Source organism: Curtobacterium sp. 320 (assembly GCF_031455235.1).
Lineage (GTDB): Bacteria > Actinomycetota > Actinomycetes > Actinomycetales > Microbacteriaceae > Curtobacterium.
In genome coordinates, this window is the sequence record NZ_JAVDSI010000001.1 from 517,039 (window position 1) to 533,230 (window position 16,192).

The 16,192-nt window shown below is 71.7% G+C and carries 14 protein-coding genes; 11 read left to right on the plus strand and 3 right to left on the minus strand.

Going from position 1 to position 16,192, the window contains the following annotated elements:
- Positions 1 to 81 precede the first annotated feature (81 nt).
- From J2X60_RS02530 to J2X60_RS02580, 11 genes are all read left to right on the plus strand, one after another.
- Positions 82 to 2,949 carry a DNA polymerase III subunit gamma and tau gene (locus J2X60_RS02530; protein ID WP_309886394.1) on the plus strand — a complete coding sequence of 956 codons (2,868 nt, stop codon included), beginning with the start codon at positions 82 to 84 and terminating at the stop codon, positions 2,947 to 2,949.
- Positions 2,949 to 3,548: a recombination mediator RecR gene (gene recR, locus J2X60_RS02535; RefSeq protein WP_070418402.1), complete on the plus strand. Its 600-nt coding sequence runs from the start codon at positions 2,949 to 2,951 to the stop codon at positions 3,546 to 3,548. Before J2X60_RS02530 ends, recR begins: the two co-directional genes overlap by 1 nt.
- 131 nt (positions 3,549 to 3,679) lie before the next feature.
- The gene (locus J2X60_RS02540; protein WP_070418403.1) at positions 3,680 to 4,945 is read left to right on the plus strand and encodes an aspartate kinase; all 1,266 of its coding nucleotides are present in this window, start codon (positions 3,680 to 3,682) and stop codon (positions 4,943 to 4,945) included.
- A gap of 17 nt (positions 4,946 to 4,962) precedes the next feature.
- Entirely contained in the window at positions 4,963 to 6,015 is a 1,053-nt protein-coding gene (locus tag J2X60_RS02545; RefSeq protein ID WP_309886395.1) for an aspartate-semialdehyde dehydrogenase, read from the plus strand.
- A 93-nt stretch (positions 6,016 to 6,108) separates the two neighbouring features.
- On the plus strand, positions 6,109 to 7,596 hold the full coding sequence (locus J2X60_RS02550; protein WP_309886396.1) for a malate:quinone oxidoreductase: 1,488 nt from the start codon (positions 6,109 to 6,111) through the stop codon (positions 7,594 to 7,596).
- 46 nt (positions 7,597 to 7,642) lie between these two features.
- The gene (locus J2X60_RS02555) at positions 7,643 to 8,806 is read left to right on the plus strand and encodes an Rv2578c family radical SAM protein (RefSeq protein WP_309779993.1); all 1,164 of its coding nucleotides are present in this window, start codon (positions 7,643 to 7,645) and stop codon (positions 8,804 to 8,806) included.
- A 170-nt stretch (positions 8,807 to 8,976) separates the two neighbouring features.
- The gene (locus J2X60_RS02560) at positions 8,977 to 10,200 is read left to right on the plus strand and encodes an ATP-binding protein (RefSeq protein WP_309886397.1); all 1,224 of its coding nucleotides are present in this window, start codon (positions 8,977 to 8,979) and stop codon (positions 10,198 to 10,200) included.
- A complete protein-coding gene (locus J2X60_RS02565; protein ID WP_309886398.1) occupies positions 10,197 to 11,435 on the plus strand; it encodes a hypothetical protein in 1,239 nt (412 codons plus the stop codon). The genes J2X60_RS02560 and J2X60_RS02565 overlap by 4 nt, the downstream gene beginning before the upstream one ends.
- Positions 11,422 to 12,123, plus strand: a complete 702-nt coding sequence (locus J2X60_RS02570) for a response regulator transcription factor (protein WP_229086463.1) — start codon at positions 11,422 to 11,424, stop codon at positions 12,121 to 12,123. Before J2X60_RS02565 ends, J2X60_RS02570 begins: the two co-directional genes overlap by 14 nt.
- Entirely contained in the window at positions 12,123 to 12,749 is a 627-nt protein-coding gene (locus J2X60_RS02575) for a thymidine kinase (protein WP_309886399.1), read from the plus strand. Before J2X60_RS02570 ends, J2X60_RS02575 begins: the two co-directional genes overlap by 1 nt.
- A 130-nt stretch (positions 12,750 to 12,879) precedes the next feature.
- Positions 12,880 to 13,923, plus strand: a complete 1,044-nt coding sequence (locus J2X60_RS02580) for an LLM class flavin-dependent oxidoreductase (RefSeq protein ID WP_309886400.1) — start codon at positions 12,880 to 12,882, stop codon at positions 13,921 to 13,923.
- A 17-nt stretch (positions 13,924 to 13,940) separates the two neighbouring features.
- Here the strand turns inward: J2X60_RS02580 and J2X60_RS02585 are convergent, their stop codons facing one another.
- The 3 genes from J2X60_RS02585 to J2X60_RS02595 all read right to left on the minus strand — a co-directional run bounded on the left by J2X60_RS02585 (position 13,941) and on the right by J2X60_RS02595 (position 16,189).
- Positions 13,941 to 14,564, minus strand: a complete 624-nt coding sequence (locus J2X60_RS02585; protein WP_309886401.1) for a response regulator transcription factor — start codon at positions 14,562 to 14,564, stop codon at positions 13,941 to 13,943.
- The gene (locus J2X60_RS02590) at positions 14,561 to 15,589 is read right to left on the minus strand and encodes an ATP-binding protein (protein ID WP_309886402.1); all 1,029 of its coding nucleotides are present in this window, start codon (positions 15,587 to 15,589) and stop codon (positions 14,561 to 14,563) included. The genes J2X60_RS02585 and J2X60_RS02590 overlap by 4 nt, the downstream gene beginning before the upstream one ends.
- Positions 15,590 to 15,703: 114 nt before the next feature.
- Positions 15,704 to 16,189: a hypothetical protein gene (locus J2X60_RS02595; protein WP_309886403.1), complete on the minus strand. Its 486-nt coding sequence runs from the start codon at positions 16,187 to 16,189 to the stop codon at positions 15,704 to 15,706.
- Between the last annotated feature and the right edge of the window lie 3 nt (positions 16,190 to 16,192).

Below are 16,192 nucleotides of genomic sequence, written 5' to 3' on the forward strand. Positions count from 1 at the left end.
TCGTCAAGCGCCCGCCGCCCACTTCCCACAGGCGGTCCGGTCCGACCATCGGGTGTCGGTCGTCCCGGCTACCCTTGGGGCGTGGTCACCGCCCTGTATCGCCGTTACCGGCCCGAGAACTTCGCCGAGCTGATCGGACAGTCGCAGGTCACCGATCCCCTCCGGACGGCCCTGCGCACGAACCGGGTCAACCACGCCTACCTGTTCAGCGGCCCGCGCGGCTGCGGCAAGACGACGTCCGCGCGCATCCTCGCGCGCTGCCTGAACTGCGCCGAGGGCCCCACCGACACCCCGTGCGGCGTCTGCCCGAGCTGCGTCGAACTGGCACGCGGCGGCGGGGGATCGCTCGACGTGATCGAGATCGACGCCGCCAGCCACAACGGTGTCGACGACGCCCGTGACCTGCGCGACCGCGCCGTGTTCGCCCCGGCGCGCGACCGCTACAAGATCTTCATCCTCGACGAGGCGCACATGGTGACGCCGCAGGGCTTCAACGCGCTGCTCAAGCTGGTCGAGGAACCGCCGGAGCACGTCAAGTTCATCTTCGCGACGACCGAGCCCGAGAAGGTCATCGGCACCATCCGGTCGCGCACCCACCACTACCCGTTCCGCCTCGTCCCACCGGCCGCGATGCTCGAGTACGTCGAGCAGCTCTGCCAGCAGGAGTCGGTCTCGGTCGCGCCCGGCGTGCTGCCCCTGGTCGTCCGCGCCGGCGGCGGTTCCGTCCGTGACACCCTGTCGCTGCTCGACCAGCTCATGGCCGGCAGCGAGGACGGGGCGATCGCGTACGAGCGGGCCGTCGCGCTCCTCGGCTACACCGACGCCGCACTGCTCGACGACGTGGTCGACGCGCTCGCCGTGGCCGATCCGGCATCGGCGTTCGCCGCCATCGACCGGGTCGTGCAGACCGGGCAGGACCCTCGTCGCTTCGTCGAGGACCTCCTCGAGCGCCTCCGTGACCTCATCGTCGTGGCCGCGACCAACGAGAGCGCCGCGGCCGTCCTCCGGGGCGTCTCGCCGGAAGAGCTCGACACGATGACCCGGCAGGCCGGTGTCTTCGGTGCGACCGGGCTCTCGCGTGCTGCGGACATCGCGAACCGGGCGCTGACGGACATGACCGGGGCGACCTCGCCGCGGCTGCACCTCGAACTCATGACCGCGCGGATGCTCGTGCCCGAGGCCGACGACACCCAGCGCGGTGCCCTCGCCCGGGTCGAGCGACTCGAGCGACGCATCGGTGTCGGGGACGCCGGCGGCCACCAGGCCGGGCCGGAGTCGCTCCCGGCCGCGGGGTCGACCACCGCCCCCGCGCCGAGCACGCAGCCGGCCGCACCCGCTCCTCGGGCGGCCCAGGCCCCCGCGGCTCCCGCCCAGACCCAGGCCCAGACGCCGGCTCCAGCTCCGGTCGCCGCCGAACCGGCCGCCACCCCGGCCCCGACGTCGACCGACCCCGGGGCCACCGCTCGGGATGCCGCTGCCTCGTGGGCCGCCGCGGTGCCGAGCGCACCCGAGGCGCCGTCGAGCGGACCCGGGTCGACGCCGGCCCCCGGTGCGGCACCGACGCCCGCCGCGGGCGCTGCCAACGCGTCCTCCACGGGTCAGGGCACGACTGCGGGTGACGAGCCGGCCGTGCGTCCCATCGGCGCCGTCGGGTTCCAGCAACTCCGCGACTCCTGGCCGCAGATCGTCGAGCACGTCCAGCGGCAGAAGCGTTCTGCGTGGTCCGTGGTCGTCACGGCGCAGGTCACGGCGCTGCGCGACGACGTCCTCACCCTCACGTTCCCGAGCCAGCAGGACGTCGCCTCGTTCAAGGAGATGTCCGACCCGAACGCCAGCGTCAGCGAGCTCCTGCGGGCCGCGATCGTCGACGTGCTCGGGCTGCGTGTGAAGTTCGTCGCCCGTGGTCCCGGTGGGCCGGGGCAGCAGCGACCGCCGCAGCAGCCCGGGGCCCAGCCGCCGCAGGGGGCCGCGCAGCCGGTGCCGAGTGCCGCGCCTGCCGGTGCCGCTGCTGCGGGTGCTGCGCGACCCGGTGCCGACCAGGCCGCCGAGACAGCTCCGGCCGCTCCCGCGCGTCCGGAGCCGACGACGTCCGAGCCGCACGGGTCCGCCGAGCAGCCGGCGGCGGGGGAGTCCGCCGACCGATCCGCTGCCCAGGGGTCCGGTGGGGGCGCATCCGCCACCGGAGCGTCCTCGGCGCCGGAGCCCGCCGCGCGCGAGACGGCAGCGTCGGAGCACGCGGCACCAGCACCGTCGCCGGCACCGGCACCGGCACCGGCATCGGCATCGGCATCGGCATCGGCACGGCCGGACGCGGCGCCCACCCCCGCCCCGGAGCCCACCGGCGCCCCGGTCACCGAGTGGGCCGTCGCCACGATCCCCGCCGCGGATCCCACCGCCGGGGCCGAGCGCTCGTGGTCGGCACCGTTCGGCACCACCGACACCGGTGAGCCCGTCGCTCCCGTCCCGACCACGTCCGACCCGACGGCGGACGCGGCCCTCGCGGCACAGCTGCGCCCCGCGTCCTCGCTGGGCGCCCCCGCACCGCAGGCGACCCCGTCGACGCAGGCCGCGCCTCCCGGCAGTCCGGACACCGACGCCGACCGTGGCCCGGGCGCCGCGGCGTCCACCGGTCCGGCCACCGCACCGTCCGGCGGTCCGTCCGCCGCACCGGGCGGCAGCCCGGACGTCCCCGACGACGACTACCCGCTCGACGACGACCCGTACGGCGACGGCGACCCCTACCCCGACGCGCAGCAGTCCGCCGCACCGCAGCAGCCCGCCGCCCCCGCGCCGAGCCAGCAGCGCCCGGCACCGGCGCAGCGCCCCGCCGCACCCGCACCGCAAGTCCGCCGGACCCCCGTCGCGGGCCGCTACGGCGAGGCCGTCGTCCGTGAGATCCTGAACGCCCAGTTCATCGAGGAGACCTCCCTCCACGAGGAAGGCGCCTGATGTACGACGGCATCGTGCAGGACCTCATCGACGAGTTCGGCCGCCTCCCCGGCATCGGACCGAAGTCGGCGCAGCGCATCGCGTTCCACATCCTCCAGACCGAGTCGTTCGACCCCACCCGGCTGTCCGAACTCCTGGCGGACGTCAAGGAGCGGGTCCGCTTCTGCGAGATCTGCGGCAACGTCACCGAGAACGTGCAGTGCAGCATCTGCCGTGACCCGCGTCGGTCGCCGGCGGTCATCTGCGTCGTCGAAGAGGCGAAGGACGTCGCCGCGATCGAACGGACGCGCGAGTTCCGCGGGCTGTACCACGTGCTCGGCGGCGCGATCAGCCCGATCGACGGCATCGGCCCGGACGACCTGCGCATCCAGCAGCTCATGACGCGGCTGGCGGACGGCACGGTGGACGAGGTCATCATCGCCACCGACCCCAACCTCGAGGGCGAGGCCACGGCGACGTACCTCAGCCGGCTGCTCGTCCCGATGGGCATCCGCACGACCCGCCTGGCGTCCGGGCTGCCCGTCGGCGGCGACCTCGAGTACGCCGACGAGGTCACGCTCGGCCGCGCGTTCGAGGGCCGTCGGGTCGTCGGCGGCTGACCTGCCGGAGCCGAGCAGCGCGCAGGATCCTTGCGTCTGCACCGGCTCTGACGCAACATCCTCGAAACACCGACTACCATCATGAGACCGCGTGACAGTCGCGGAACCGTCGTCCCCGGGAGTACCAACCAGTGGCCTTGATCGTGCAGAAGTTCGGTGGATCGTCCGTCGCGGACGCCGAGAGCATCAAGCGCGTGGCGAAGCGGATCGTCCAGACGAAGAAGGCCGGCAACGACGTCGTCGTGGCAGTCTCGGCGATGGGCGACACCACCGACGAGCTCGTCGACCTCGCGCACTCCGTGACGCCGATCCCCGCCGGACGTGAACTCGACATGCTCCTCACCGCGGGGGAGCGCATCTCGATGGCGCTCCTGGCGATGGCGATCAAGAGCCTCGGGGTCGAGGCGTCGTCGTACACGGGCAGCCAGGCCGGCATGCTCACCGACGCCCAGCACGGCAAGGCCCGCATCGTCGACGTCACCCCGAAGCGCGTGCGCGAGGCACTCGACGCCGGGCACGTCGCGATCGTCGCCGGGTTCCAGGGCTTCAACCGCACGACCGGCGAGATCACCACGCTCGGTCGCGGCGGTTCCGACACGACGGCCGTCGCCCTCGCCGCGGCGCTCGACGCCGACATCTGCGAGATCTACACCGACGTGGACGGCATCTTCACCGCCGACCCGCGCGTGGTGCCGAAGGCCAAGAAGGTCGACCGCATCACCAGCGAGGAGATGCTCGAACTCGCAGCGTCCGGTGCGAAGGTCCTCTACATCCGTGCCGTCGAGTACGCCCGTCGGCACGGCGTCACCCTGCACGTCCGCTCCTCCTTCAGCAACGCCGAGGGAACCATCGTCTACAACCCTGCAGAGGGGGAAACCGTGGAAGAACCGATCATCACCGGCATCGCCGGAGACCTCTCCGAGGGCAAGATCACCGTCGTCGGCGTGCCCGACACCCCGGGCAAGGCGGCGGAGATCTTCACGATCGTCGCCCGCGCCGGCGCGAACATCGACATGATCGTGCAGAACGTGTCCGAGGCCGTCACCGGGCGGACCGACATCTCGTTCACGCTGCCGAAGGACCAGGGCCAGGGCGTCCTGACCGCGCTCGAGGTCGCGAAGGCCGACATCGGCTACGAGGGCATCCAGTACGACGACCAGATCGGCAAGCTCGCCCTGGTCGGCGCCGGCATGCGCACGAACGCGGGCGTCTCCGCGGCGCTCTTCCGCGCCCTGCACGAGGCGTCGATCAACATCGAGATGATCTCCACGTCGGAGATCCGCATCTCGGTCGTCACCCGTGCCGACACCCTCAACGAGGCCATGCGCGTGGTGCACAACGCGTTCGGCCTCGACGCCGACTCCGAGGCCGTCGTCTACGCCGGCACCGGCCGCTGACCCGCCAGGAGCACCGCATGAGCACCCTCACCGTCGCCGTCGTCGGCGCCACCGGCCAGGTCGGCGCCGTGATGCGCCGCCTGCTCGAGGAGCGCGCGTTCCCGGCCGACCACGTCCGGTTCTTCGCGAGCGCCCGGTCCGCCGGCACCACGCTGCCGTTCCGCGGCGAGCAGATCGTCGTCGAGGACTCCGAGACCGCCGACCCGTCGGGCATCGACATCGCGCTGTTCTCGGCCGGCGCCACCGCCTCGCGGGCACTTGCGCCGAAGTTCGCCGCCGCGGGCGCCCTCGTCGTCGACAACTCCAGCGCCTGGCGCATGGACCCGGACGTCCCGCTCGTCGTGAGCGAGGTGAACCCGCACGCCATCGACGATGCGCCGAAGGGCATCATCGCGAACCCGAACTGCACGACGATGGCGATCATGCCGGTCCTCAAGGTGCTCGACACCGAGGCCGGCCTCCGTCGCCTCGTCGCCACGACCTACCAGGCGGTCTCGGGTTCCGGGCTCGCCGGCGTCGAGGAGTTGCTCGGCCAGGCGCGGGCAGCGCTCGAGCAGGACACCGCGGCGCTCACGCACGACGGCTCCGCCGTGACGTTCCCCGACCCGGTCAAGTACGTCCGCCCGATCGCGTTCGACGTCATCCCGCTCGCGGGCAGCATCGTCGACGACGGACTGGGCGAGACCGACGAGGAGAAGAAGCTCCGCAACGAGAGCCGCAAGATCCTCGAGCTCCCCGACCTGCTCGTCGCCGGGACCTGCGTCCGCGTGCCCGTCTTCACGGGCCACTCCATCTCGGTCAACGCCGAGTTCGAGCGCCCGCTGTCGCCCGAGCGTGCGACCGAGATCCTCGCCGACGCGCCCGGGGTCGAGCTCGCCGACGTCCCGACGCCGCTGCAGGCCGCCGGGCAGGACCCGTCCTTCGTCGGCCGCATCCGTGCGGACCAGTCCGCACCCGAGGGACACGGCCTCGCGCTCTTCGTCAGCAACGACAACCTCCGCAAGGGCGCCGCGCTGAACGCGGTGCAGATCGCCGAGGCGATCGTCGCGCGCCGGACGGTCGCTGCGTAACCCTGTGCGAGCCAGGAGGCGCGGTGCCGGCTGGCACCGCGCCTCCTGGCGTTCCCGGCCCGGCTTGTCAGCCGACGCCGCTAGCATTGTCGGGTGGCAGTGAAGCAGGTGGACCCCATCGACGTCGTCCTGGTCGGGGGAGGGATCATGAGCGCCACCCTCGGCGCCATCATCCACCGGCTCGAACCCACCTGGAAGATCCGCGTCTACGAGCGCCTCGGCACCGTCGCGCAGGAGAGCTCGAACCCGTGGAACAACGCCGGGACGGGCCACTCCGCGCTCTGCGAGCTGAACTACACGCCGGAACTGTCGGACGGCCGTGTCGACATCAGCAAGGCCGTGACCGTCAACGAGCAGTTCCAGGTCTCGCGCCAGTTCTGGGCCCACCTCGTCGAGATCGGTGACCTGCCGGAACCGTCGAACTTCATCAACCCCACGCCGCACATCTCGTTCGTCTGGGGCGCCGACAACGTCGAGTACATGCGCAAGCGGTACGAGGCCATGAAGGACCACCCGCTCTTCGCCGGGCTCGAGTTCTCCGACGACCCGCAGCAGATCCGGAAGTGGGCGCCCGCGCTCATCCCGGGCCGGAAGAAGGACCAGCCGATCGCGGCGACGTACTCCGCCGCCGGCTCCGACGTGGACTTCGGGTCGCTCACCCGGCAGCTCTTCGACCAGCTCGAGATCGACGGTGTCGAGTTCGAGCCGTCGCACCAGGTCACGAAGCTCACGCGTTCGACCGTCAGCGAGGGCTGGGTGCTCGACGTCCGCAACGAGATCGGTCGGTCGACCCAGCGCATCGCGGCGAAGTTCGTCTTCGTCGGCGCCGGGGGCGGGGCCCTCCACCTGCTGCAGAAGTCCGGCATCCCGGAGATCCGCGGGTACGGCGGGTTCCCGGTCTCCGGCGAGTTCCTCCGCACCGACGACCCCGAGGTGGTGCAGAAGCACTCGGCGAAGGTCTACGGCAAGGCCAGCGTCGGTGCACCGCCGATGTCCGTCCCGCACCTCGACACCCGGATCGTCGACGGCAACGCCTCGCTCATGTTCGGGCCGTACGCGGGCTTCAGCCCGAAGTTCCTCAAGCAGGGCTCGCTGTTCGACCTCGTGAAGTCGATCCGGCCGCACAACCTCCGGCCGATGCTGAGCGTCGCGTTCTCCAACTTCGACCTGGTGCGCTACCTGATCGGGCAGCTCCTCGCCTCGAAGCAGACGAAGTTCGACGCCCTGCGCGACTTCATGCCGAGCGCCGAGCCGGGCAACTGGCACCGGATCACCGCCGGACAGCGCGTGCAGGTCATCAAGCCCGACAAGGACAAGGGCGGCGTCCTGCAGTTCGGCACCGAGGTCATCACCTCGGCCGACGGCTCGATCGCCGGCCTGCTCGGTGCGAGCCCGGGGGCGTCCACCGCGGTGCCGATCATGCTCGGCCTGCTCCGGAAGTGCTTCCCGGACCGTTGGGACCGCTGGGAAGCCGCGGTCCGCGTGATGGTGCCCACCTACGGGCAGGACCTCGGGTCCGACGCCGAGCTCGCCGACGCGACGCTCGAGCGCACGGCGAAGGTGCTCGGACTCCACCACTGAGCCGGCCCTGCTTGCATGTCGTTCGAACGTGTGTTCGAATGACTGCATGCGGTGGAGTGGGCAGGCGATCGATGCCTCGCGGAGCGATGCGCTCCCCGGGCTCGAGTCGAACAGCGGGTTCGTCCGGAGCGTGACGACGCCGGAGTTCGCGGGTGTCACCTTCCACGAGGTCCTGGCCAAGAGCGCGCTGAACCGTGTCCCGAGCGCGGACGGCAGTGGGACGTACGGGTGGACGATCAACCCGTACCGGGGCTGCAGCCACGCGTGCGTGTACTGCTTCGCCCGCCCGACGCACACCTACCTCGAGTTCGACGGGGGAGCGGACTTCGACCAGCAGATCGTCGTGAAGACCAACGTGGCCGACGTCCTGCACCGCGAGCTCACGAAGCCGAGCTGGGACCGCCACCCGGTCGCGCTCGGCACGAACACCGACCCGTACCAGCGGGCCGAGGGCAAGTACCGGCTGATGCCCGGCGTGATCCGTGCCTTGGCCGACTCGGGCACGCCGTTCAGCATCCTGACGAAGGGCACCCTGCTGCGCCGCGACATCCCGTTGCTGGTCGAGGCCGCGCGGTCGGTGCCGGTCGACCTGGCGATGTCGATCGCGGTCTACGACGACGAACTGCAGCAGCAGGTCGAGCCGGGCACCCCGACGACGGCGGCGCGCCTGGCGACGGTCCGGGCCATCCGTGACGCGGGCCTGACGTGCTCCGTGTTCCTCATGCCCGTCCTGCCGTACATCACCGACACCCGGGCCCACCTCGACGACGCCGTCGGGCGAGCCGCGGCCGCCGGGGCGTCGAGCGTCATGTACTCCGCACTCCACCTGCGTCCCGGCGTGAAGCCCTGGTGGTTCGCGTGGCTCCAGCGCACGCGGCCGGACCTCGTCGAGCGGTACCGGTCGATGTACCTCGACAACACCTACGCGCCGAAGGACTACCGGCGCTGGTTGTCGGAGCGGGTCCGTCCGATCCTGCGCGCGCACGGCATGGGGCTCGGCCACGTCGATCCGGCGACCGGCTCGATGGGGTTCTCGAACCGGCTGAGCGACCCGGGGGCAGCGCCCGCGACGCCGGCGGGAGCGATCTCCGGACCGTCGCCGTTCGAGGAGCAGTCCCGTCCGACGTCCTCGCCGCTCAAGCGCGCCGATCCGGGGTTCGACCAGCGCCTGGTCCCACGCGCTGCACCGGTCGTGCCGACGCTCTTCTGACGGGCCTCGGGCACGAGGGCGTCGGTCCGCGTTCGGGGGACACCGGGAACACCCGTGTGCCGGTATCATCGAGCGGGTCGCCGATCACTCCGACAATCGGGGTACACGGTCGCACCAACCGTGGTTGGATCGTGGGCGGCGTTCCCCCACGTCCGGAAGGACCCCCACCCGTGCTCGGCATCCCCACGCACCTCGCTCCGCGAGTGAACGCGTGGTCGACCGTGCGGGCCTTCCACGCAGCGGCGATCGGCTCGCTCGCGGCCGCCGCGATCGCCCTGGTGCTCTACCGCCTGGCCGAACCGGACGTCCGGGTGATCGGTGCCGTGCTGGCGCTGGTCCCGATGCTCGGCATGATCGCCGTCCACGTGCAGTTCGGCACGTGGCGGTCGGCCGTCGCGTTCCTCGTCGTCGGCGGGGTGTGCGCGTGGTGGTTCGCCGTGGTCGTGCAACGCGAGGTCCCCGCCGGGTGGGTCGCCTCGTACCTGCTCTCCCTGTCGATCATCCCGCTCGTGCTGGTGGGCGGTGCCGGCGCGGTCGCCGGCCGGGTGGCGCTGTGGTCGATCGCCGGGTTCCTGGTCGGTCGGGTCGCGACGTCGATCGCGATCGCGCAGGAAGGCGGCCCTTCGCACCCTCTCGCACTCGCGTGGGTGACGCTCGCGTTCGTCATCGCCCTCGTGCTCATCACGAGCCGCAACACCGCCCGCTCCGAGCGTGTGCAGCCCGAGCTGCTCCGTTCCGCGCGTGAGGAGCACGTCTCCGCGTACCGCGCCGGGGTCGAGGCCGAGGCGGCGGCCATCCTGCACGACACGGTCCTCAACCACCTCGGCGCGATCGCCCTCGCGCCCGACGGCCCGATGGACCCGCAGCTCGCCCGCACGGTCGAGACGGACGTCGCGATGCTCACGGGCAAGGAGTGGCTCGCACCCGGGGCCCGCCCGGCGCGAGCCGAACCCGGTGCCGCGGTGCGCGCGTTCGAGCAGATGGTCGACGACCACCGTGCGCTCGGACTCACGGTGACCGTCACCGGTGACCCCGCGGCCCTCGTCCGGTTGGACCAGGCGGCGATGACGGCGATCCTCCGTGCCGTCGGCCAGTGCCTGGCGAACGTCCGGAAGCACGCGGGTACCGACGCGGCCGAGGTGAGCGTGTTCGACGACGGGGTGGCGTGCACGGTCATGGTGGTCGACGACGGGCGCGGTTTCGACGAGTCCACGACGAGCCCCGACCGGATGGGCCTGCGCGGATCCGTGCGGGAGCGGATCGGCCGGGTCGGCGGCGACGTGCAGGTGTGGTCGTCGCCGGGCTCGGGGACGAGCGTCATGATGTCCGTGCCGTACGGTGCGGTCACCGGGACGACCCCGGTGCCGAACGCCGGGTCCGAGGTCGGTCGGTGACGCGCTCCGGTCCCGCCCGCGACGCCGGCCGCACCGCGCAGCAGTACGACCCGCTCGGCGCGATGGGGTCCCGCCCGCTGGCGATCGTGCTCGGCGCCTGCGGCGTGCTGTGGGCGCTGTTCGTGTCCGTCTTCGACCGGGACGTCGTCGGCAGCCCCACCCTGAGCGCCCTCACCGTGCTGCTCGTCGCGGCGTCCGGAGCGGTCGTGTTCGTCGCGTCGAGTCCGTTCCGCGCGCCGTTCCCGCGCTGGGCGTTCGTGGTGCACGTGCTGCTCCTCGCCGCGGCGACGATCACGAGCGTCGCCGCCCAGTGGGGCCCGGACCGCAGCGCACTGAACGACTTCATGTCCCTGCTCGCCGCGACCGGCATCGTGATGACGGCGCCGTACCGACCCTGGACGGACCTGGCACTGGGCGGCCTGCTGCTCGCGGTCGTCACCGGGGTCTCGTGGGGCATCGTGGCGTGGGCGTTCCCGCACCACGTCCCGATCGGGGTCGCGGCGTTCCTGGCGGCAGCGCCGACGCTCGTGCTCACCGCGGCCTCGGCGGTGTTCGCGTGGACGTTTGCCGGGCTCGCCGAGCGCGTGCAGATCCGGGCCGGGTCCTACTCGGTCGAGCGTGCGGAGCGCGACGGCATCGACGCCAGCGTGCAGCAGGACCGCTCGACGATCCTCGCCCGCGACGTCGCACCCTTCTTCGCCGAGCTCCGCACGCGCGAGGTCATCACCGACGCCGACCGCGCCCGGGCCCGGTCGATCGCCGACGGCATCCGGCGCTCGATGGTGGCCGACGCCGACCGGACCTGGTTCGAGCAGGCCGTCCGCACCGACGGCGGCACCGACGCCGTCGTCGACGACCCCGACGGGCTCATCGCCACCCTCGACGCCGACCAGCGCACCGTCGTCCGGACGTTCCTGCGGGCCGCACTGCGTGCCTCCACGGTCGACCCCGCCGGGTTCCGCGCCACGATCCGACGGACGGGGACGGACGACGGGGCGACCGGCGACGCGGACGGAGGCGCAGGCGGCGACGAGCGGACCACCGGCACCGCGCAGCCGCCCGCGACCGGCCGCGGCGTGACGGTCGCGATCGACCTCGCCGTCGCCGATTCCGACGTCGGCATCCACCGCACCTTCGACCCGTACTTCGCGGTCCTCCGCGTGACGTTCCCCGATCTGGACGTCGCGGTCCGACCCTCCGCCCTCGCACTAAGGTTCTCGTATGACCAGCACTGACCCGAGCCGGATCACGGATGGTGCGCCCGCCGTCCCGAACCCGGGGACACGACGCGTGCGGCTGGCGATCCTCGACGACCACGAGGTGCTGTTGGACAGCCTGTCGAGCTGGATCGCGGTGAACGCGTTCGACTTCGACCTCGCGCTGACGGCCCACACGTGGCTCGAGATGGTGCACAGCGAGAACTTCCCGACCGACCTGGTGTTCCTCGACTTCCAGCTCAAGGAACCGGTCTCGATCGAGGCCCGCGTGCGCACCTGCCGTGCCGCCGGGGCCAAGGTCATCGTCCTGTCGAGTGTCGACAGCCGAGAGTCCCGCGACCGTGCACTCGCCGCCGGCGCCGCCGCCTTCCTGTCGAAGTCGCTGCCCATGCGCGAGGTCATGGACGTCGCGCGCGAGATCATGGGCGTCGCGCGGGACACCCCGCCGCAGCGCGACTGGCGGCCGCTGCCGACCGGGGCGAACGCGCACCAGCGGCCGAAGCTCAGCCACGGCGAAGAGGAAGCGCTGCGCCTGTACGTGTCGGGCTACTCGACGAACGAGGTCGCCGCGCAGATGAACGTGCAGTACGAGACCGCGAAGACCTACCTGCGCCGCGTCCGCGAGAAGTACAGCAAGGTCGGCCGGCCCGCGTCCAAGAAGTCCGACCTCATCCGTCGTGCGGCCGAGGACGGGTTCCTCGCGTAGTGGCGAAGCTCTACTTCCGCTACGGCGCCATGAACAGCGGCAAGAGCACCGGGCTCCTGCAGGCGGCCTACAACTACGAGGAACGCGGTCACCGGGTGCTCCTCGCGAAGCCGTCGGTCGACACCAAGGGCGACCGTGAGATCGTCTCGCGCCTCGGGGTGACCCGCACCGTCGACATCGTGTTCACGCCCGACGCCGACGTCCGCGCGGCCGTCACCGAGGCCGGTGCCACCGACCCCGAGTCGAACCGGCTCGACGGGATGGTCCGGCCGGTCAGCTGCGTGCTCGTCGACGAGGCGCAGTTCCTCACGCCCCGCCAGGTCGACGACCTGCTGCGCATCGCCGTCCTCGACGAGGTGCCGGTCATCGCGTACGGCATCCGGACGGACTTCCGCACCGAGGCGTTCCCCGGCAGCGCCCGGCTGCTCGAGGTCGCGCACTCGCTCGAGGAACTCAAGACGATCTGCCGTTGCGGCCGCAAGGCGGTCTTCAACGCCCGCAAGGTCGACGGACGGTTCGTCTTCGACGGATCGCAGGTCGCGATCGACGGCGTGGACGTCACCTACGAGTCGCTCTGCGCCAACTGCTACCTCACGGAGTCCGGCGGACGCCTCGACGGCGACTGACGGGTCCGCCGGCCCACCTCGTGCAGACGCGACCGTCTGCCGGACTGGAGGCGCGGGTCGGCGCCGACCCGCGCCTCCAGGCCCGCACACGGTGCGGAATGCACGTCGGCCGGGTGGCGTTGGCGACTGCATGAGCGACGCATCCGTGCACCTGTCCGTCCTCGACCTGGCGACCCGCGAGTACGGCCAGTCCAACACCGAAGCCCTGCAGGGCTCCATCGACATGGCGGTGCACGCCGAGAAGCTCGGCTACGAGCGCTTCTGGGTCGCCGAGCACCACGGCATGCCGGGGATCACCTCCTCCGCACCGGCGGTGCTGCTCAGCGCCGTGGGTGCCGCGACGTCCACCATCCGGATCGGTTCCGGCGGTGTCATGCTGCCGAACCACGCGCCGCTCGTCATCGCCGAGCAGTTCGGCACGCTCCGCGCGCTCTACGGCGACCGGGTCGACCTCGGCCTCGGGCGTGCCCCGGGCACCGACGGCGCGACCGCGATGGCGCTGCGCCGCACCGACCGGCTCGACGTCGACGACTTCCCCGACCGGCTGGCCGACCTGATCGGCTTCTTCACCGGGATGGACCCCTCGAACCCCCTCGCCAGGATCCAAGCGGTGCCGGGCTACGGAGACGTGCCGGAGTTCTGGCTGCTCGGGTCCTCCGGGTACAGCGCGCAGGTCGCCGGTGCCCTCGGCGTCTCGTTCGCCTTCGCGCACCACTTCGCGTCGGACAACACCGAGGCCGCGCTCGCGCTCTACCGTGACTCCTTCCGGCCGTCGCGCTTCCGGCAGACCCCGAACGCGCTGATCGGCGTGCAGGTCGTCACCGACGAGGACCCCGCCGTGATCGACGAGCAGAGTGCCCCGGGCATGATCTCGTTCATCCGGATGCGGCAGGGCGCGAAGCCCGAGCCGGTGTCCATGGAGGAGGCCCGCGCGTACGAGTTCAGCGACCTCGAGCGGCGGTTCATCCAGGCACGGACCGAGCGTCAGGCGTACGGCACCGCGGACGAGGTCGCGGCGAAGATCAACGCCCTCGTGTCCTCGACCGGGGCGAACGGCGTGATCGTCGCTCCTGGCGCAGCCCAAGCGCGGTACCGGCACCAGGTACTCGACGTGGTGGCGGGGCTGCACGCGGAGGGGCGGCTCGTGGCTGCGGGGGAGGGCGCGTCGGTCTAGCCCGTCCGAGCGGGCGCTCAGTCGAGCAGGCCGAGCCGTGTCGCGGCGGAGATCGCGGCGACGCGGGAGCTGACCTCGAGCTTGCGGAAGACGTTGTAGACGTGTCGTTTGACCGTCCCGATGGCGAGGCCGAGTTCGGCGGCGATCTCGGCGTTGGTACGGGCGCGCGTGACGAGCCGGAGGACCTCGAGCTCCCGGTCGCTCAACAGGGCGGCCGTCCCCGTGTCGGACTGCGTCTCCGCCGTCGACGACGTGGGCGGACGGTCGGACGCCGCCCGGATGATCCGCTCGACGAGTTCACTGCTCGGCGTGGTCTTGGTGAGGAAGTCGGTCGCACCCGCCGCGAGGAGCGTACGGCGGAGGACCGCGTCGCGGTGCATCGTCAGCACGATGACCGCGATGTCCGGACGCGTCCGGCGCAGTGATGCGATCGTGGTCCGAGCGGGCGGCCCGTCGAGTTCGACGTCGAGGAGCAGTACGTCGATGGCCACGGCCTCCGTCGTGGCGAGGACGTCCGCCGGGCGAGCGCCGTGCGCCACGACCCGCAACCCGGACCGTGCGCCGAGGATAGCCGCGAGGCCTTCGCGGAACAGGTCGTGGTCGTCGACGATCGCGACGTGGACCACACCGAAGCCGGTCACACGCCGCCGATCGGGACGATGAGCGCGACGGTGGTCCCGTCGCCCGGTCGGCTCGTGATCGCGAACCGGGCGCCGATCAACCCGGCTCGCTCCTGCATCGTCCGGCGCCCCAACCGGCCCCTGCGCTCCTCGGTGTCGTCGAAGCCCGGTCCGTCGTCCGAGACGGTGACGGTGACGGCGGTGTCGGACCACTCGAAGTGGACGGTCGCGGTCGAGTCCCGCGCGTGCTTCCGCCAGTTCGTCAGCGCCTCCAGCAGGATCGTCAGGGCCTCCTCGGACTTCCAGCTCGGCATCGCCACGGGTGTCCCGTGCGAGCTGATCGAGATCGATGCGTCCTCGGGGAAGAGGTCCGCCGCGTGGCGTGCCAGCGCGGAGTCGAGGAGGTCGTCACCGACCCGGGCGTGCAGGGCGACCGCGAGGTCCTGCACTTCGCCGAGCGCGTCGCGGAGGAGTCGTGCCGCATCCTCGAGGTGTCCGACCCTCGTCGGCGCCGGCGGATCCGTGAAGAGGACGAGGTCGACCCGCTGCACCCCGGCGATGATCGCGTGGGCGATCCGGTCGTGGAGGTCTCGGGCGATCTGCGTCCGTGAGTCCAGGTGCGCGCTGCTCGCCCGCTGCCGGAGCGCTTCGGTGTAGGCGATGGCGCCGGCGGGGAACCGGTTCCAGATGCCCGCGTGGAGCGCGCGGGTGGCTCGCAGGACGTCGGGGACGTCGACGGCACCGACTTCCTCGACGAAGACCGGCAGGTACGCGTCGAAGAGCATCTCCGCTGCGAGCATCGCTCCGGCGGGGTGCTGCGACTGCTCGGCGTGCAGGGTGCCCGTCGCGAGGTGCTCGGGGTCGAGGAACGCATCGCTCACGATGCTGGAACCGTCGCCCGCGGCGTAGCGGGCGTAGGCCTCGTGGATCATCGAGGTGACGTTGTCCTCGAGGCTCTGCGCCAGGTCCGGGTCCGTGGCCAGTTCGGGGAAACGCGCCTCGATCTGTTCGGCTATCGCGGTGAGGGGGTCGCTCGGATGTTGCATGACACGGTCAGGTTACCCCAACCCAGCAGTGGCACGAGCCGGAGATCGGACAGTGGAAGATCTGGAGGGTGTCGCCCCGCTCCTGGCTCCACTGTTTTGACGCAGCGCTTCCCGTCAAGCAGCGAGACCATGACTGAGGACAGCGATGCGCAGGGACGCGACAGCTACCGGCAGGAACGCGGTGACCAAGCCGAGCGGAATGAAGACCGCACTAGGAACTCGCTGCGTCCCCAGTGCTATGACGCCCACGACGGACGCGGCCGACCATGCGGCAGCGAACGTGCCCGTCGCAGCAAGGAGCAACCCTTCGAGCAGGGGGTGCCCGTGCATCGCGACGAAGCTGATGAAACCGAAAACGGCCACGGTGCAAGCCAGCACCACGGCTGCACCGATCAGAGCGGGCCGACGATACTGCTGCATGGAAGGACGACGGAGGACGGCTGCCATCACGAACCCGGCTCCGGCCAGCACGGCGATCTGCGCGACCAGACCCAGCCAGCTGGGCGCAAGTAGATTCGCGCGGGCGGAGAAGTTCGTGGCCAGCCCGCTCAGCACAGCTGAGTACCCCGCGGCGGCGGCGAATGCGATGGACCCGGACAATCG